Annotated in this window: 14 protein-coding genes; 7 read left to right on the top strand and 7 right to left on the bottom strand. The window is 71.5% G+C overall.

Annotated features, from left to right (window positions below; genetic code table 11):
* Window positions 1-67 precede the first annotated feature (67 nt).
* The 4 genes from IOD14_RS07440 (at window position 68) to IOD14_RS07425 (ending at window position 3,334) form a co-directional block, all read left to right on the top strand.
* Window positions 68-1,006: a diiron oxygenase gene (locus tag IOD14_RS07440; RefSeq protein ID WP_123991631.1), complete on the top strand. Its 939-nt coding sequence runs from the start codon at window positions 68-70 to the stop codon at window positions 1,004-1,006.
* 139 nt (window positions 1,007-1,145) lie between these two features.
* On the top strand, window positions 1,146-1,793 hold the full coding sequence (locus IOD14_RS07435; protein WP_123991630.1) for a TetR/AcrR family transcriptional regulator: 648 nt from the start codon (window positions 1,146-1,148) through the stop codon (window positions 1,791-1,793).
* A gap of 10 nt (window positions 1,794-1,803) precedes the next feature.
* A complete protein-coding gene (locus tag IOD14_RS07430; protein WP_123991629.1) occupies window positions 1,804-2,088 on the top strand; it encodes a hypothetical protein in 285 nt (94 codons plus the stop codon).
* Window positions 2,089-2,191: 103 nt separating this feature from the next.
* Entirely contained in the window at window positions 2,192-3,334 is a 1,143-nt protein-coding gene (locus IOD14_RS07425; protein ID WP_212669914.1) for an NlpC/P60 family protein, read from the top strand.
* Here the strand turns inward: IOD14_RS07425 and IOD14_RS07420 are convergent.
* Genes IOD14_RS07420 through IOD14_RS07400 form a run of 5 tightly spaced genes read right to left on the bottom strand, consistent with a single transcriptional unit; the run spans window position 3,307 to window position 8,926 of the window.
* On the bottom strand, window positions 3,307-4,560 hold the full coding sequence (locus IOD14_RS07420) for a styrene monooxygenase/indole monooxygenase family protein (RefSeq protein WP_212669913.1): 1,254 nt from the start codon (window positions 4,558-4,560) through the stop codon (window positions 3,307-3,309). The genes IOD14_RS07425 and IOD14_RS07420 overlap by 28 nt on opposite strands.
* Before the next feature lie 44 nt (window positions 4,561-4,604).
* Window positions 4,605-5,231: an ATP/GTP-binding protein gene (locus tag IOD14_RS07415; protein ID WP_123991626.1), complete on the bottom strand. Its 627-nt coding sequence runs from the start codon at window positions 5,229-5,231 to the stop codon at window positions 4,605-4,607.
* Complete coding sequence (locus IOD14_RS07410) at window positions 5,212-5,619, bottom strand: DUF742 domain-containing protein (RefSeq protein WP_123991625.1); 408 nt, start codon at window positions 5,617-5,619, stop codon at window positions 5,212-5,214. Before IOD14_RS07410 ends, IOD14_RS07415 begins: the two co-directional genes overlap by 20 nt.
* Window positions 5,616-6,119, bottom strand: a complete 504-nt coding sequence (locus IOD14_RS07405; RefSeq protein ID WP_123991624.1) for a roadblock/LC7 domain-containing protein — start codon at window positions 6,117-6,119, stop codon at window positions 5,616-5,618. Before IOD14_RS07405 ends, IOD14_RS07410 begins: the two co-directional genes overlap by 4 nt.
* Window positions 6,116-8,926 (bottom strand): nitrate- and nitrite sensing domain-containing protein, encoded by a 2,811-nt coding sequence (locus IOD14_RS07400; RefSeq protein ID WP_212669912.1) that lies wholly within the window; start codon window positions 8,924-8,926, stop codon window positions 6,116-6,118. Before IOD14_RS07400 ends, IOD14_RS07405 begins: the two co-directional genes overlap by 4 nt.
* Window positions 8,927-9,298: 372 nt before the next feature.
* Between IOD14_RS07400 and IOD14_RS07395 the strand changes: the two genes are divergently transcribed.
* Window positions 9,299-10,087 carry a protein phosphatase 2C domain-containing protein gene (locus tag IOD14_RS07395; RefSeq protein ID WP_123991622.1) on the top strand — a complete coding sequence of 263 codons (789 nt, stop codon included), beginning with the start codon at window positions 9,299-9,301 and terminating at the stop codon, window positions 10,085-10,087.
* Window positions 10,088-10,521: 434 nt separating this feature from the next.
* Here the strand turns inward: IOD14_RS07395 and IOD14_RS07390 are convergent, their stop codons facing one another.
* A complete protein-coding gene (locus IOD14_RS07390) occupies window positions 10,522-11,016 on the bottom strand; it encodes a MarR family transcriptional regulator (RefSeq protein WP_123991621.1) in 495 nt (164 codons plus the stop codon).
* Between the two features lie 233 nt (window positions 11,017-11,249).
* Between IOD14_RS07390 and IOD14_RS07385 the strand changes: the two genes are divergently transcribed.
* Complete coding sequence (locus IOD14_RS07385; RefSeq protein WP_212669911.1) at window positions 11,250-12,116, top strand: lysozyme; 867 nt, start codon at window positions 11,250-11,252, stop codon at window positions 12,114-12,116.
* Between the two features lie 102 nt (window positions 12,117-12,218).
* On the opposite strand, the gene lon is transcribed toward IOD14_RS07385, so the two are convergent.
* Window positions 12,219-14,633, bottom strand: a complete 2,415-nt coding sequence (lon, locus tag IOD14_RS07380) for an endopeptidase La (RefSeq protein WP_212669910.1) — start codon at window positions 14,631-14,633, stop codon at window positions 12,219-12,221.
* Window positions 14,634-14,814: 181 nt separating this feature from the next.
* Here lon and IOD14_RS07375 point away from each other — a divergent pair, with 181 nt between their 5' ends.
* The gene (locus IOD14_RS07375) at window positions 14,815-15,471 is read left to right on the top strand and encodes a GNAT family N-acetyltransferase (protein WP_123991618.1); all 657 of its coding nucleotides are present in this window, start codon (window positions 14,815-14,817) and stop codon (window positions 15,469-15,471) included.
* Window positions 15,472-15,494 lie beyond the last annotated feature (23 nt).

The raw sequence follows: 15,494 nt of genomic DNA, 5'->3' as shown, positions 1-15,494 counted from the left end.
GACGCCGGGTCAACAAGTCCTGCGCAAGGGATTGACGGTCTTGCTGACATCCAGTCTCATAAGACCCATGACGAGTCTGACAGATGTCGACGCGCTCGAAGGGCTGCGTGACGCGCTCGGTCTGCTCAAGGACCGGGAGCAGGTGGCCGAGCGACTGCTCGACTCCTCCAGGAAGCACTCCTTCGACCCCGACGAGGAACTCGACTGGGACGCGCCCTTCGAGGAGGGCAAGTGGTTCTGGCCGCCGGAACTGGTCTCGCTCTACGACACCCCGATGTGGAAGCGGATGAGCGAGGAGCAGCGGATCCTGCTCTCCCAGCACGAGGCCGCGGCGCTGGCCTCGCTGGGGATCTGGTTCGAGATCATCCTCATGCAGCTGCTGTGCCGCCACATCTACGACAAGGCGGCCACGAGCGCACATGTGCGGTACGCCCTCACCGAGATCGAGGACGAGTGCCGGCACTCCAAGATGTTCGCGCGGCTGATCTCCCGGGGCGAGACACCCTGGTATCCGGTCAGCCGGGCGCACCAGCAGCTCGGACGGCTGTTCAAGACGATCTCCACGACACCGGGATCCTTCACGGCGACGCTGCTCGGTGAGGAGATCCTCGACTGGATGCAGCGGCTGACGTTCCCGGACGAGCGGGTGCAGACGCTGGTCCGGGGGGTGACGCGGATCCACGTGGTGGAGGAGGCCCGGCATGTGCGGTACGCCCGTGAGGAGCTGCGGCGCCAGATGCTGACCGCTCCGCGGTGGTCGCAGGAGTTCACCCGGGTCACGTCCGGGGAGTTCGCGCGGGTGTTCTCGGTCGCCTTCGTGAATCCGGAGGTCTACACGAATGTGGGCCTGGACCAGCGGGAGGCGCTGGCGCAGGTCCGCGCAAGCGGGCACCGGCGGGAGGTCATGCAGACCGGGGCGAAGAAGTTGACCGACTTCCTGGACGACATTGGTGTTCTGAGGGGTGTCGGGCGGCGGCTGTGGAGGTCGTCGGGGCTGCTGGCCTGATGTCGGGTGCGGGCCGGCGGGGGCCGGCCGCGCAGTTCCCCGCGGTCCTTCAGCCGGTCCGGCCGAGTTCGTCCAGGGGCACCGGGAACTGCGCGACCAGCCACAACGGCGCCGCGGACGGCCGACTACCCTTCGAGGCATGACCCCATCCGCCCCCGCCTACCGTCGCCTCAGCGTCGAGGAACGCCGCGCCCAGCTTCTCGACGCCGCCCTGGGACTGTTCGCGCACCGCGCCCCCGAGGACGTCTCCCTCGACGACGTGGCGGAGGCGGCCGGAGTCTCCCGGCCCCTCGTCTACCGGTACTTCCCCGGCGGCAAGCAGCAGCTCTACGAGGCCGCGCTCAGGACCGCCGCCGACGAGCTGGAGCAGTGCTTCGACGAGCCCCGGGAGGGGCCCCTCCTCGTCCGTCTCTCCCGCGCCCTCGACCGCTATCTCTCCTTCGTCGACGAGCACGACGCCGGTTTCAGCGCCCTGCTCCAGGGCGGCAGCGTCGTCGAGACGTCCCGGACCACCGCCATCGTCGACGGCGTACGACGGGCCGCGGCCGAGCACATCCTCAGACATCTCGGCGTCAGCGAACCAGGCCTGCGGCTGCGCATGACCGTACGGATGTGGATCACCGCGGTGGAGGCGGCCTCCCTGATCTGGCTCGACGAGGACAAGCAGCCCCCCGTGGAGGAACTGCGCGACTGGCTGGTCGAGCAGTTCGTCGCCGTGCTCTCCGTGACCGCGAACCGTGACCCGCAGACCGCCGCGCTGGTCACGGCCCTCGCGGCGGATGGCTGACACTGGTGCCGTGAAGAGCGAAGACACCCCCTTCGAGGGCGGCCCCATGGACGGCCGGGTGCTGCCCGTGCTGCTGGGACCCACGGGCCACCCGCCGAAGACGTACCGCATCCCCGTCCCCGACGCGGCCGGCGGCCCGCCCTCCGTGCTGGTCTACCGCCGTGTTCCGAGGGGCCACACCAGGCTGGGGATCCAGAAGGGGTGGAAGTACGAGTACGACCCCGAGGGCAGGTCGGGCGAGGGGCTGAAATGGCCCTGGTCCAAGCCCGACAGGCCGTCCGACACCGACGGGTGACGAGGTTGCGCCGAACCGCCCACACCCGGCGCGCGAAGTCGCCGGCGCCGTCCGATGCTCGCCGTGCGGAACAGAGGGGCTGCTCCGCACGGGAGGTGATGACGTGTCAGGAAGGCTACTGCGTCTGGTGTGTACGGCGGCCGTGGCGGCCGGCACCGTCCTCGCACCGCTGCCCGCGGCGGCCGTACCGGAACCGGAGCCGCGCGAGCGATCCGTCGCCGATCTGCTGACGGACCTTCAGCGGCTGTACCGGGAGGCCGAGGAGGCCACCGAGACCTACAACGCCACCGAGGAGAAACTGAGGGCGAAGCGGGCCGAGGTGACCCGCCTCGACACCGAACTCTCCCGGGCCCGGCTCTCCCTGCACGACAGCCGGGGTGCCGCGGGGCGGCTGGCCCGGCAGCAGTACCAGAGCGTCACGGACATCTCGCCGTACGTCCGTCTCCTGCTCGCCCACGATCCCCAGCACGCTCTCGAACAGGGCCATGTCATCGGCCAGTTGGCCCGGGAGCGGGCGCAGCGGGTGGTCGCCCTGACCGGCGCCGAGCGCCGCGCGGACGAGCTCGCCCGCAAGGCCCGCAAGGCCCTGGACGACCAGCTCACCCTCGCCGCCCGGCAGAAGGAGGACCGGGACGACGTACGGGACAAGCTCACCGGAGTGGAGGAACTCCTGGCCTCCCTCACCGCCGAACAGCTCACCAGGCTGGCCGAGTTCGAGGAGAAGGGCGTCGAGAAGGCCCAGCAGGAGCTGACGACCTCGGGCGCCCTCGGCGACGAGGAGCGCGGTCCGACCGCCGAGGGCGAGAAGGCCCTGGAGTACGCCCGGCGCCAGCTCGGGAAGCCGTACGAGTGGGGCGCGGAGGGCCCGCGGACGTACGACTGCTCGGGTCTGACGTCCCAGGCCTGGGCCCATGCCGGCTCCCCGATCCCGAGGACCAGCCAGGAGCAGTGGGCCCGGCTGCCGAGGGTCGACCTGAAGGACCTGCGCCCGGGCGACCTGGTGATCTACTTCCCCGAGGCCACGCACGTGGCGATGTACGTGGGCAAGGGGCACGTCATCGAGGCCCCGAGAACGGGCGAGAAGGTGAAGGTCTCCCCGATCGCGTCCCACCCGATCCTCGGAGCCGTCCGTCCGGATGACCCATCGGGGGCGCGGGGAACCGGGCGACCGGCCACGACACACGCGCAGCCGCCGGCGCTCCCCGCCCCCGACGACGGTCAGGCCCCGGTCACCGAAGCCAGGTAGGCGCCCGTCTTCTCCGGGTCGTAGAAGAAGTTCTCGAAGTCCGCCGGGTCGTCGAAGCCGTTGGCGAAGCGGTCCGCGACCGGCTGCAGCTGTCCCGCCGCGCCGATCAGGTTCAGGATGTGCTCCGGCGGCGGGCCGAGCATCGCGTTGGTCCACTTGGTGACGTGCTGGGCCGTGGCCCAGTACCGCTCGAAGGTCCCCCGCATCCACTCCTCGTCGAACTCCTTCTCGCCCTGGTCGAGGATCGATGCGAGATAGGAAGCCGCGCACTTGGACGCGGAGTTGGAGCCCTGCCCGGTGATCGGGTCGTTGGCGACGACGACGTCGGCCACGCCCAGGACCAGTCCCCCACCGGGCAGGCGGCCTATCGGATTGCGCACGGTGGGCGCGTAGCGGCCGGCCAGGGTGGCGCCGGCGTCCGTGAGTTCGACGTGCGTGGCGCGCGCGTACTCCCAGGGCAGGAACTTCTCCATGAGTTCCAGGGTCAGGGAGAGGTGTTCCGCCGGGTCCTTCACGCCGTTGAAGACGTCGAGCGGGCCGCCGGGTATGCCCTCCCAGAAGAGGATGTCGGCGCGTCCCGAGGTGGTGAGCGTCGGCATGACGAACAGTTCGCCGACGCCGGGGACGAGGTTGCACCGTACGGCCTCGGTGTCCGGGTGCTCGGGGCGCGGGCCCAGGCCGTGGACGTAGGAGACGGCGAGCGCGCGCTGCGGCTCGCTGTACGGGGAGCGCTCCGGGTCGCGGGCGAACATCGACACCAGTTCGCCCTTGCCCGCCGAGACCAGCACGAGGTCGTAGGTGCGGGAGAAGTAGTCGAGGTCGCCGACCGCCGCGCCGTGGATGACGAGCTGGCCGCCGCGCTGCGCGAACGTCTCCATCCAGCCGGCCATCTTCACCCGCTGGTCGACCGACTGCGCGTACCCGTCGAGGCTGCCCAGCCAGTCGATCGCGCGCTGCGAGGGCCCCGGGTCGAACGAGCCGGGGGCCGCCACCGAGACGCCGAGTCCCTCGATCTTCGGGGCCTGGGACTCCCAGAAGTTCAGCTGGAGATCGCGCTCGTGCTGGAGTGCCGTGTGGAACATGCACTGCGTCGACATGACCCGGCCGGAACGGATCTCGTCCGCCGTCCGGTTGGACATCAGGGTGACCTCGTACCCGTGCAACTGGAGGCCGAGGGCGAGCTGGAGTCCGGACTGGCCGGCTCCGACGACGAGTATCTTCCGCATGCGGGTGCTGGCTCCTAAGGGGCTGCTCGGGCGTCTGAGGGGGGCTACTCGGGCGTCTCGTCCAGCGCGTGGCCGACGAGGGACAGGAGGGTCTCGAGGACCGAGATCTTCCGCCGCGCGTCCATGATCATGACAGGTATGCGCGGGGGGACGCTGAGCGCCTCCCGCACGTCCTGGGGCTCGAACCGCTCGCTGCCGTCGAAGTGGTTGACCGCGACGACGTACGGCAGTCCGCAGCTCTCGAAGTAGTCGAGCGCGGGGAAGGAGTCCTTGAGGCGGCGGGTGTCGGCCAGCACGACCGCACCGATCGCGCCGCGCACCAGGTCGTCCCACATGAACCAGAACCGCTCCTGGCCCGGGGTGCCGAAGAGGTAGAGGACCAGGTCGTCGTCGAGCGTGATGCGGCCGTAGTCCATGGCCACGGTCGTGGTGACCTTCTCCGGGGTGCCGGTGAGGTCGTCGACCTCCTCGCTGGCCTCGGTCATCAGCGCCTCCGTCTGGAGGGGCTCGATCTCCGAGACGGTGCCGACGAGGGTGGTCTTGCCGACGCCGAAGCCGCCGGCCACGACTATCTTGGTGGCGATGGGGGCCCGGGTGCGGTCCGTCTGCCAGGACTTCAGGTCGTCGTCGGTGTCCTGGAACGCGGTGTCGCTAAAGGCGACGGAGTCCATTCAGCACCCTTTCCAGCAGAGCGCGGTCGGGACGGCCGGTACCGTGACCGGTCCCGGTGCCGTACACACGGATCTTTCCCTGGTCCGCGAGGTCGCTGAGGAGCACCCGGACCACACCGAGCGGCATCTTCAGCAGCGCGGCGATCTCGGCCACCGTGCGCATCCGGCGGCACAGTTCGACGATGGCCCGCAGCTCCGGCATGACCGTGGAGCGCAGCGAGCCGTTGGTCAGCTCCTTGCGCTCCTCGGGAGCTTCGAGAGCCGCGACGAACGTCTCCACGAGCAGGACGTGGCCGAAGCGGGTACGGCCGCCGGTGAGCGAGTACGGGCGTACCCGGGCGGCCTTGCGGTCGCCGCCGCGGACCGGGAGCTCGGGCCTGTTCGTCATCGGGCGCTCCCTGTCTCGTCGTTCTCCAGCGACTGGCGCAGCTCGCTGCGGAGTTCGGGGGTCAGGACGTGTCCCGCGCGGCCGACGAACAGTGCCATGTGGTACGCCACCACGCTCATGTCGCAGTCCGCGGCGCCGTGCACGCCGAGCAGCGAACCGTCGCTGATCGACATCACGAACAGGCTGCCGTCGTCCATCGCGATCATGGTGTGCTTGGTGGCGCCGAAGTCCATGAGCTTGGCGGCGCCGAGGGTGAGGCTGCCGATGCCGGAGACGATGGTCGCGAGGTCGGCGGACGAGCCTCGCGGGCCGGAGGGTTTCCCGTCCCGGGCCTCGCGTGCCTCCGCGTTCCGCTCGGCGTCGGAGGAGAGCAGGAGCAGGCCGTCGGAGGAGACGACGGCGACGGACTGTACGCCGGGGACCTCCTCGACGAGGTTGGTCAGCAGGAAGTGGAGATTGCGGGCCTCACGACTCAGACCGAAGGTACTGGGCGCGGTCAACTGCTTGCCTCCTCGGCTGTGCCCCCCGTGGCTTCTTCGGACGCGGTGCGTTGTGGTGCGGCCGGCAGCTTGGTCTCGCCGGTCTGTTCCTTGATCTCGGCCTCCACGTCACGGTGGCCGGCCTCCGCCCCCTGGCGGAAACCGCCGAGCCTGCGACGGAGTGCGTCGGCGTCCACGGACGCGTTGCGCCGGCGTGGGGCCGGGGTGGTGGGGGCGGTGATCTTGGGGGTGCGCTTGGGGAGGCCCTTGTCGGTCAGGGGCTCCTCGTCGGCGCGGGTGTGCTCGGTCTCGGCCTCGGCGGTCGCGGGTTGGGCGACTGCGAGGTCGGGGGCCGCGGGCTCGGGGGCCGCGGGTTCGGCGGCTGCGGGTTCGGCGGCTGCGGGTTCGGGGATCGCGGGCTCGGGGGTCGCCGGCTCCTCGTGGACGGGGTCCGGCTCCCCCTGGGCCGGGACCGGGGCCAGGAGTTCCATGGTGGTCTCGGCCGGGGACTCCGCCTCCGCGTGGCGTACGGCCTTCTCGGCCGGGGACTCCGCCTCCGCGTGGCGTACGGCCTTCTCGGCCAGGTCCACCAGGGGGTCGCCGCCCTTCGCACGGCCGCTCAGGACGTTGGAGTTGACCTCCGCGTCGGCGCCGGGGAGGGAGAAGGAGGGAGCCGCGCCGGTGACCGGGCCGGAGCCGGCGGCCGGTACGGCGGACGCGGGCGCGGCGGTGAGCAGCGGCTTGGGCAGGACCACCACCGCGGCCACACCCCCCTGCTTCTGCTCGCGCAGCTGCACGCGCACACCGTGCCGGTGGGCGAGGCGGGCCACGACGTACAGGCCGAGGCCGAGACCCTCGCCGCCCTCGTCGTACGACTCGTAGGCGGCCTCGGGATCGAACTCGGCGAGGCGGGAGTTGAGGGTGGTCATCCGCTCGGCGGTCATGCCGATGCCCTCGTCCTGGACGGAGAGCATCACCTCGCCGCTCTCCAGGAGCCAGCCGGAGACCTCGACGGGCAGGTCGGGCGGGGAGAACGAGGTGGCGTTCTCCATCAGTTCGGCCAGCAGGTGGGAGAGGTCGTCCGCGGCGAAGCCCGCCACATGGGCGTGCGGCGGGAGGGCGGCGATGCGGACGCGCTCGTAGCGCTCGATCTCGCTGACCGCGGCACGGACGACGTCGACGAGCGGGACGGGCCCGGCGCTCTGCTGCACGTGTTCCGTGCCGGCCAGCACCAGGAGGTTCTCGCTGTGGCGGCGCATGACCGTGGCGAAGTGGTCGAGCTTGAAGAGGGTCGCCAGGCGCTCCGGGTCCTGCTCGCGCTCCTCCAGGCTCTCGATGACGGCGAGCTGCCGCTCGACGAGGCCGAGGGTGCGCAGCGCGAGGTTGACGAAGGTGGCGCCGATGGTGGTGCGCAGCCGCTCCAACTGGGCGACGGAGTCGGCGAGTTCACCCTTGAGCTGCTCGCGGGCGTCCGCCATCTTCTGGCGCTGGCCGACCAGGTGCTTGCGGTCGGCCTCCAGGGTGGTGATCCGCTCGGCGAGCGCCGCGGCGTGCGCGTGCAGGGCGTTGACGGAACGGACGACCTGGGCGAACTCGTCGTTGCGGCCGGTGAAGGAGACCGCTTCCTCGGTGGTGGGGTCCTCGGCCCCGGCGAGCCGGGCGGAGCCGCGGCGCAGCACGGACAGGGGGCGGGTGAGGGTGCGGGCCATGGCGGTGGCGATGCCGACGGTCAACAGCATCAGGGCGCCGAGGATCGCGACGCGCAGCTCCAGCGCGGTGACGTCGTCGTCGCGCAGCTGCTCCAGCGTCTTGACCCGGCGCTCGAAGAGGGCCGACTCGGCGCCGCGCATGAGGTCGACACGGGCGGAGAGCGCCTCGTCGAGCCTGGTGGTGCCGGTGCCCAGTTCGCCGCTGGACAAGGTGGGCTGGTCGGTGAGGGCGGCGAGGTACTTGTCGGCGGAGTTGACCTCGGGGCCGGTGACCGTGGAGTCGTAGCTCGCCTTCGCCGCCGCGGGCGCCGAGTCCTGGAAGTCGGCGAGGGCCGCGTCGGAGCGCAGCCGGGCCTGCTGGGCGGCGGCACTGAGCGCGTCGCGCTGCTCGGCGTCGGCCTTCGAGGAGACCTTCTTGGTGCTCGTCAGGCCGGTGATCGGGTCGTAGACGCTCTGGGTCGTCGTCGGCAGGCTGAGCGCCGCGAGCAGCAGTCCGCGGGTCGCGGCCGCCTGCTGTACGGCGGAGTCGAGCTCGGCGAGGGAGTAGGCGCCGGAGCCCGCGCGGGCCGGCGTCTTCTCGGCCAGTTCCTCGGCGAGCCGGTGGAGCTCGGTGATGGCGGCGGAGTAGGCGTTGTGCGCCTGGAGCGCGGTGCTCTTTCCGGTGAGCGCGGAGCGTCGTACGGCGGCGATGTCGTCGAGGTCGGCGCGCAGGGTCGTGGACAGGTCGGTGTCGGCGCGCAGTTCCTCGACCTGGCGGTCGACGCGGGCGCTCGACTGCTCGCCGGGCGCCTTCGACTTGGGGCGGCCGGCCGCGATGTAGGAGGTGACCTCGTCGCGTTCGTCGGCGAGCGCGTGGGCGAGGTCGAGGGCGTCCTGGGTCTGCTCGGCGAGCGTCACCAGGTTCTGGGAGTCGTGGAGGTCCTCGGAGGCGGTGACCAGGGAGGGGGCGCCGGCCCCGGCGATCGCGGCGGCCACGACGGCGACGGCGAGGATCAGCCGGGTGCGGACGTGAGTGGGGCGGCCCTTGCCGACAGGGGTCTCGGGGGCGCCGGACGTGGGGTCCGCGCCGTGGCCGGAGGCCGTCTGCTTGCCTGTGCGACGAGGCCGCGTCTTCTGCACCGCTGCTCGCATTCCTGAACTCGTGAATCCCATGGGCCCGGGGTGACGCTCCGTCAACTGGTGTGCACACCGGGGTACGATTCCCGACCCTCCCAGCGCCGGTGGGCGGTGGCCGCGCATCGCCTGAGCCGCCACCCGAAGGAGTGAACCCCGTAGGAGAGTTGGCGGGCAAGTTCCCGCGGCACGCGCACGGGGCTTGCGCGGCAGGCCGGTTGGACGTCGGCGAGGACCGGTGGCAATATTCGCCGACACGCTCGCACGGAGTGAACCATTCCAGCCCAAACCTGGCGCCTGACCTGCGCGGCTGCGTCAATTCCGCGACCGTTGGCACTCTTTGGCGAAGCTTGTGAAGGGCTCGTGCAGACTGGCCGAATGCGTACGGAACTTGTCTCGGAACCCGGCGATGTCCAGCGGCCCAACGAGGACTTCGCGAGCGTCGCGCTTCCCGCTTCAGGAGAGGGCGGCGTACTGGTCGCCCTCGACGGGGTCACCCCGCCCGCCGGTCCGACGGGCTGTCTGCATTCGGTCCCCTGGTTCACCGCCCGGCTGGGCGGGGCGCTGACCGAACTGGCCGTTTCGCTCATGGATGTTCCGCCGGCCGAGGTGCTGTCCCGGGCGATCGCGCGCACAGCTGAGACACATGGTGAAGGTTGTGACCTTTCTCACCCGCGTACACCACAGGCGACGGTGGTGATGGCGCGGTGGTCCCCGGAGTCGGTCGAGTACCTCGTCCTGTCGGACTCGGCACTGCTGGTGGAGGGGCCCGACGGCACGGTGACGCCGTATCTGGACGACCGGTTGTCGCGCCTGCCGCGCACCGCGCTGGCGACGGACGCGCTGATCGACGCCAACCTCCGCAACAAGGAGGGCGGCTTCTTCACGGCGGCCGCGGATCCGTCGGTGGCCGGGCGCGCGGTGACGGGAGCGCTGCCTCGGTCGTCGGTGCGCACCCTGCTGGCCCTGACGGACGGGGCGACCCGCTGGGTGGACAAGTTCCACGAGGGCAGCTGGCGGGACTGCTTCACCCTCGTGCGCAAGCAGGGGGCACAGGCACTGGTGGACCGCGTCCGCGAACTGGAGCAGGCGGACGCCCACACCCGAACCCACCTGCGCCACAGCAAGACCCACGACGACGCGACGGTGGTGTACGCGGAGCTGTGACCGATGCGCCCTGCTGAGCGGTACGGGTCGGCAGGCGTGTGGGCGATGCGGCTGAGCCGGGTGGGCGGTGGGTGGTGCGCGCCGGGCGGTTGGGGGATGGAGCGGCCGGTCGGCGGGGCCGTGAGTCGCGTGAGTCGGTTGGTCGGCCGGTCAGCGGGTCGGTGACTCGGCCGGTCGGCCGGGCAGCCGGTCCATAGGGTGGACGATCCGTCCCCCGGGCCCTCGAACGACTCCCCCGGGGACCAGCCCGGTCGGCACCGGCGACCCCGCTCGACGGGATGGCGAGGCGGCCGGGCGGCTGCGGTGGGCGCCTCACGTACGCGGTCCGTCGGCGGCGAAGCACCGCGCGGATGGTCCGCTGCCGCCGGACCCACCGATCGTGGGGCGCCCGGCGACCCGCCCGGCGGGACGACGCGTGTGGCCGGAGGGGTGGGTTACTTCTCCATGCCCCGGTTCAGCTGGTGCAGCAGTCGGGCCAGTTCGGTGACCTCGTCCGGGTTCCAGTGGGCCAGGCGGCCCGCGTAGCGGGCGCGGCGGGCGTCGCGGACTCGCTGTACCCGGGAGCGGCCCTCCTGGGTGAGGTCGACCAGCCAGGCACGGCCGTCCGCCGGGTCGGGTTCGCGGGCGACCAGGCCCAGGTCCTCCAGGGCGCGCAGCTGGCGGGACATCGTGGCCTTGCCGACGCCGATGTAGGCGGCCAGCTCGGTGGCGCGCTGGCGGCCGCATTCATCCAGACGGACGAGCAGCCCGTACGCCGCCGACTCCAGGTCGGGGTGGACCTCGCGGGCCATCTCCCCCTGGTTGGCCCGGGCGCGACGCAGCAGGACGGTCAACTCGCGTTCGAGCGCAAGGAATCCCGGCTGGTCCACACCGCCCGGCGCCATGCCGGACCCACCCCGGCCCCCGCCGCCGTTTCCGTCTTCGTGCACGTCAGCCCCTGCCCTGAATTTCCCGCTCGTGAAAGTTTCCGCCGGATTGCACCATCGCCGCAGCTCCATAAGTATTTCGCAGGGCTGGACCAACGGCAGTTCCCGGGCCCTCTTCCCACCCTCCGGTCCCGTACGTAGCGTCCCGACCGAGCAACTGCCGGCATGCCCACGCCGGCCCGGCACGGTCTTCCCTGTTCCCCCACCGAGCATCACCGAGCCTTCGGAGGCACGCCATGCCCGTGCACAGACCAGGACCGATACGTCCCCGGCGCCTTTTCCTCGCCGGACTCCTGCTCACCGCGTTCTCGCTGCCGAACCTCGCACCCGCCTCGGCCACCGAGGCTCCCGTAGCCCCCGTGGCTCCCGTGGCTCCCGACGCCACCTCCACCGCCACCCCGGCCCGCGGCTCCGCCCACATGGGGATGGGCGTCGTAGCGCACGACGGCCAGGGCGGGCTTCCCTCCGGCACCCGAGCGGCCCAGACCGAGGGTGTCGACGTCGCCAGCTACCAGGGCAACGTCTCCTGGTCGACCCTGTGGAGCAGCGGCGTCCGCTGGGCGTACACCAAGGCGAGCGAGGGGACGTACTACACGAATCCGTACTTCAGCCAGCAGTACAGCGGCTCCTACAACGTCGGCATGATCCGCGGCGCCTACCACTTCGCCACCCCGGACACCACGAGCGGCGCGACGCAGGCCGACTACTTCGTCGATCACGGCGGCGGCTGGTCCCGGGACGGCAAGACGCTGCCCGGCGCGCTCGACATCGAGTGGAACCCGTACGGCGACGCGTGCTTCGGCAAGTCCCAGAGCGGGATGGTCACCTGGATCCGTGACTTCCTGAACCAGTACAAGGCGCGCACCGGCCGCAACGCGGTCATCTACACCGCGACCAGCTGGTGGACCCAGTGCACCGGCAACTACGGCGGCTTCTCCGCCAGCCCGCTGTGGATCGCCCGCTACGCCTCGTCCGCGGGCACCCTCCCGGCCGGCTGGAGCACGTACACCATGTGGCAGTACACCTCGACCGGCCCGACGGTCGGCGACCACGACCGGTTCAACGGCGCCCTGGACCGCGTACAGGCGCTCGCCAACGGCTGACCCGCCCCGGCGCACGGTGAAGGCCCGGGCCTCCCTCACGAGAACCCGGGCCCTCACCTCATCCGGCACCCCGCGGGCGCTGGGCCCGCCGGGACCACGGCGTCACGCCGCTACCGGAACCTCCGACGCCGTCCCGTTCGTGGCCGGGGCCAGCGCCAGCTCCAGGACCTGGCGGACGTCGGTGACGGCGTGGACGTCGAGCTTGTCCAGCACCTCCGCCGGGACGTCGTCCAGGTCGGCCTCGTTGCGCTTGGGGATGATGACGGTGCTCACCCCGGCGCGGTGCGCGGCGAGCAGCTTCTGCTTCACGCCGCCGATGGGCAGCACCCGTCCGGTCAGCGAGACCTCGCCGGTCATCGCCACGTCCGTGCGGACCAGGCGACCGCTCAGGAGGGACGCCAGCGCCGTCGTCATCGTGACGCCCGCGCTCGGGCCGTCCTTGGGGACCGCGCCGGCCGGGAAGTGGATGTGCACACCCCGGTCCTTCAGGTCGCCGACCGGCAGCTCCAGCTCGGCGCCGTGCGACCTGAGGAAGCTGAGCGCGATCTGCGCGCTCTCCTTCATCACGTCACCCAGCTGGCCGGTCAGCGTCAGACCCGCCGCGCCCGTCTCCGGGTCGGCCAGCGACGCCTCGACGAAGAGCACGTCCCCGCCCGCACCGGTGACCGCGAGTCCGGTCGCGACGCCGGGGACCGCCGTACGGCGCTCCGCGGGGTCCTGTGCCGACTCGGGCACGTGGTGCGGCCGGCCGATCAGACCGCGCAGGTCCTCGTCCGTGATGGTGAACGGCAGTTCCCGCTCGCCCAGTTCGTGCTGGGCCGCCACCTTGCGCAGCAGCCTCGCGACGGACCGCTCCAGGGTGCGTACGCCCGCCTCGCGGGTGTACTCGCCGGCGAGCTTGCGCAGCGCGCTCTCCTCGATGACGACCTCGTCCCCGGCGAGCCCCGCCCGCTCCAGCTGGCGCGGGAGCAGGTGGTCACGGGCGATGACGATCTTCTCGTCCTCGGTGTACCCGTCGAGCCGGACCAGCTCCATCCGGTCGAGCAGCGCCTCCGGGATCGCCTCCAGCACGTTGGCCGTGGCGAGGAAGACGACGTCCGACAGATCGAGCTCGACCTCCAGGTAGTGGTCGCGGAAGGTGTGGTTCTGCGCCGGGTCCAGGACCTCCAGGAGGGCCGCCGCGGGGTCGCCGCGGAAGTCGGAGCCCACCTTGTCGATCTCGTCGAGCAGGACGACCGGGTTCATCGAACCGGCCTCCTTGATCGCCCGCACGATCCGGCCGGGCAGCGCGCCGACGTACGTCCGCCGGTGGCCGCGGATCTCCGCCTCGTCCCGCACACCGCCGAGGGCGACGCGGACGAACTTGCGGCCCATGGCGTGCGCCACACTCTCACCGAGGCTCGTTTTTCCGACCCCGGGCGGCCCTACGAGGGCGAGTACGGCACCGCCGCGCCGCCCGCCGACCACGCCCAGGCCCCGGTCGTTGCGGCGCTTGCGCACCGCCAGGTACTCGGTGATCCGCTCCTTCACGTCCTCCAGGCCCGCGTGCTCGGCGTCGAGGATCTCCTTGGCGCCCTGGATGTCGTACTGGTCCTCGGTCCGTTCGTTCCACGGCAGTTCGAGGACGGTGTCCAGCCAGGTGCGGATCCAGGAGCCCTCCGGGGACTGGTCGCTGGACCGCTCCAGCTTGTCGACCTCCTTGAGGGCCGCCTCGCGGACCTTCTCGGGCAGGTCGGCCGCCTCCACGCGCGCGCGGTAGTCGTCGGACTCCTCGCCCTCCTGCTCGCCGTTGAGCTCGCGCAGTTCCTTGCGCACGGCTTCCAGCTGACGGCGGAGCAGGAACTCTCGCTGCTGCTTGTCGACGCCCTCCTGGACGTCCTTGGCGATGGTCTCGGCGACGTCCTGCTCGGCGAGGTGGTCGCGCAGCTGCTGGGTGGCGAGCTTGAGACGGGCCACCGGGTCGGCGGTCTCCAGCAGCTCGACCTTCTGCTCGGTGGTCAGGAACGGTGAGTAACCGGAGTTGTCGGCGAGCGCGGACACGTCGTCGATGGCCTGCACCCGGTCCACGACCTGCCAGGCACCGCGCTTGCGCAGCCAGGCGGTGGCGAGGGCCTTGTACTCCTTGACCAGTTCGGCGACATGACCGGGCAGCGGTTCGGGGACGGTCTGCTCGACCGTGGTCCCCTCGACCCACAGGGCGGCGCCCGGGCCGGTGGTCCCCGCACCGATCTGCACCCTGCCCCGGCCGCGGATGAGCGCGCCCGGGTCGCCGTCGGCCAGCCGGCCGACCTGCTCGACGGTGCCGAGCACACCGGTGCTCGCGTAGGTCCCGTCGATCCGTGGCACCAGCAGGACCTTGGGCTTCCCGGGTTCCGAGCGGGCGGCGGCCTGGGCGGCCTCCACCGCGGCGCGGACGTCGGTGTCATTGAGGTCCAGCGGAACCACCATTCCGGGCAGCACGACCTCGTCGTCGAGCGGCAGCACAGGCAGAGTGAGCGGTGTGGACGTCGAAGGCATGATCTCCCCTTAGGCAGTCAAGTTGAGCTATGCCGACTCAATGCACATGAGCCTTTGAATGTTCCCCGCCCGAGCGTCTGTTCGCTGTCGGCGATCACGACTGCCGGAATCCACGGTTCCGGACCTAAGGTCATCGAGTAATAGACACATAGCGCAAGCGACCATTACAGAGGGGGATACCGTGGACGGAGTGGTGCGGGCGTGGGTGACTGGCTGGGTCGTGTCCCGCGGGGCGGCGGCGCCGGAGCGTGAGCCGTGGGGGTTCACCGTCGACGTGGGGCAGGTCGCGCAGGTGTCGCGGCACGTCTTCGACGCGCTGGGCGACGCCGTGGACGAGGCGGTCGTGCGCAAGGTGGCGGGCGGGGTGACGGGGGCCGGGGTGTGGCTCAAGGTGTTCCACGACCCGGCCGTGGTCGGGGGCTGGCTCGGCGAGGGCTGGTGGGTGGATCCCGAGCCGGGCTTCCTGATGACGGTCCCGCTGTCCGCACCTGCGGAACAGGCCGGCACCCCGCACGGATACCGGCTGCGCACCTGGTCCGTCGGCGGCGTCACCCGCGTGCTCCTCGCCGCGCCCGACGGTTCCCTCGCGGCCCGCGGTCAGGTCGTCCCGACCGGCGCCACCGCCGTCTTCGACCAGATCGAGACCGTGGCCGCCCATCAGCGGCGGGGACTGGGCAGCTTCGTCATGCGCACGCTCCAGGCAGCGGCGTCCGCCACGGGGGCGGAGACCGGCGTGCTCGCGGGGACGCCGGCGGGCCGGGCGCTGTACGAGTCCCTGGGCTGGCATGTGGAAGCTCCGCTCACCAGTGCGAAGTTCGTGGGTACGGACGCCGTGTGACCGTCCGTCACCGCCCGCGGGAA

The sequence above is a fragment of the Streptomyces sp. A2-16 genome (genome assembly GCF_018128905.1).
In the GTDB taxonomy this organism is placed as follows: Bacteria; Actinomycetota; Actinomycetes; order Streptomycetales; family Streptomycetaceae; genus Streptomyces.
The sequence above is the reverse complement of the archived record's forward strand: the minus strand, read 5'-3'. Positions and strand labels throughout refer to the sequence as shown.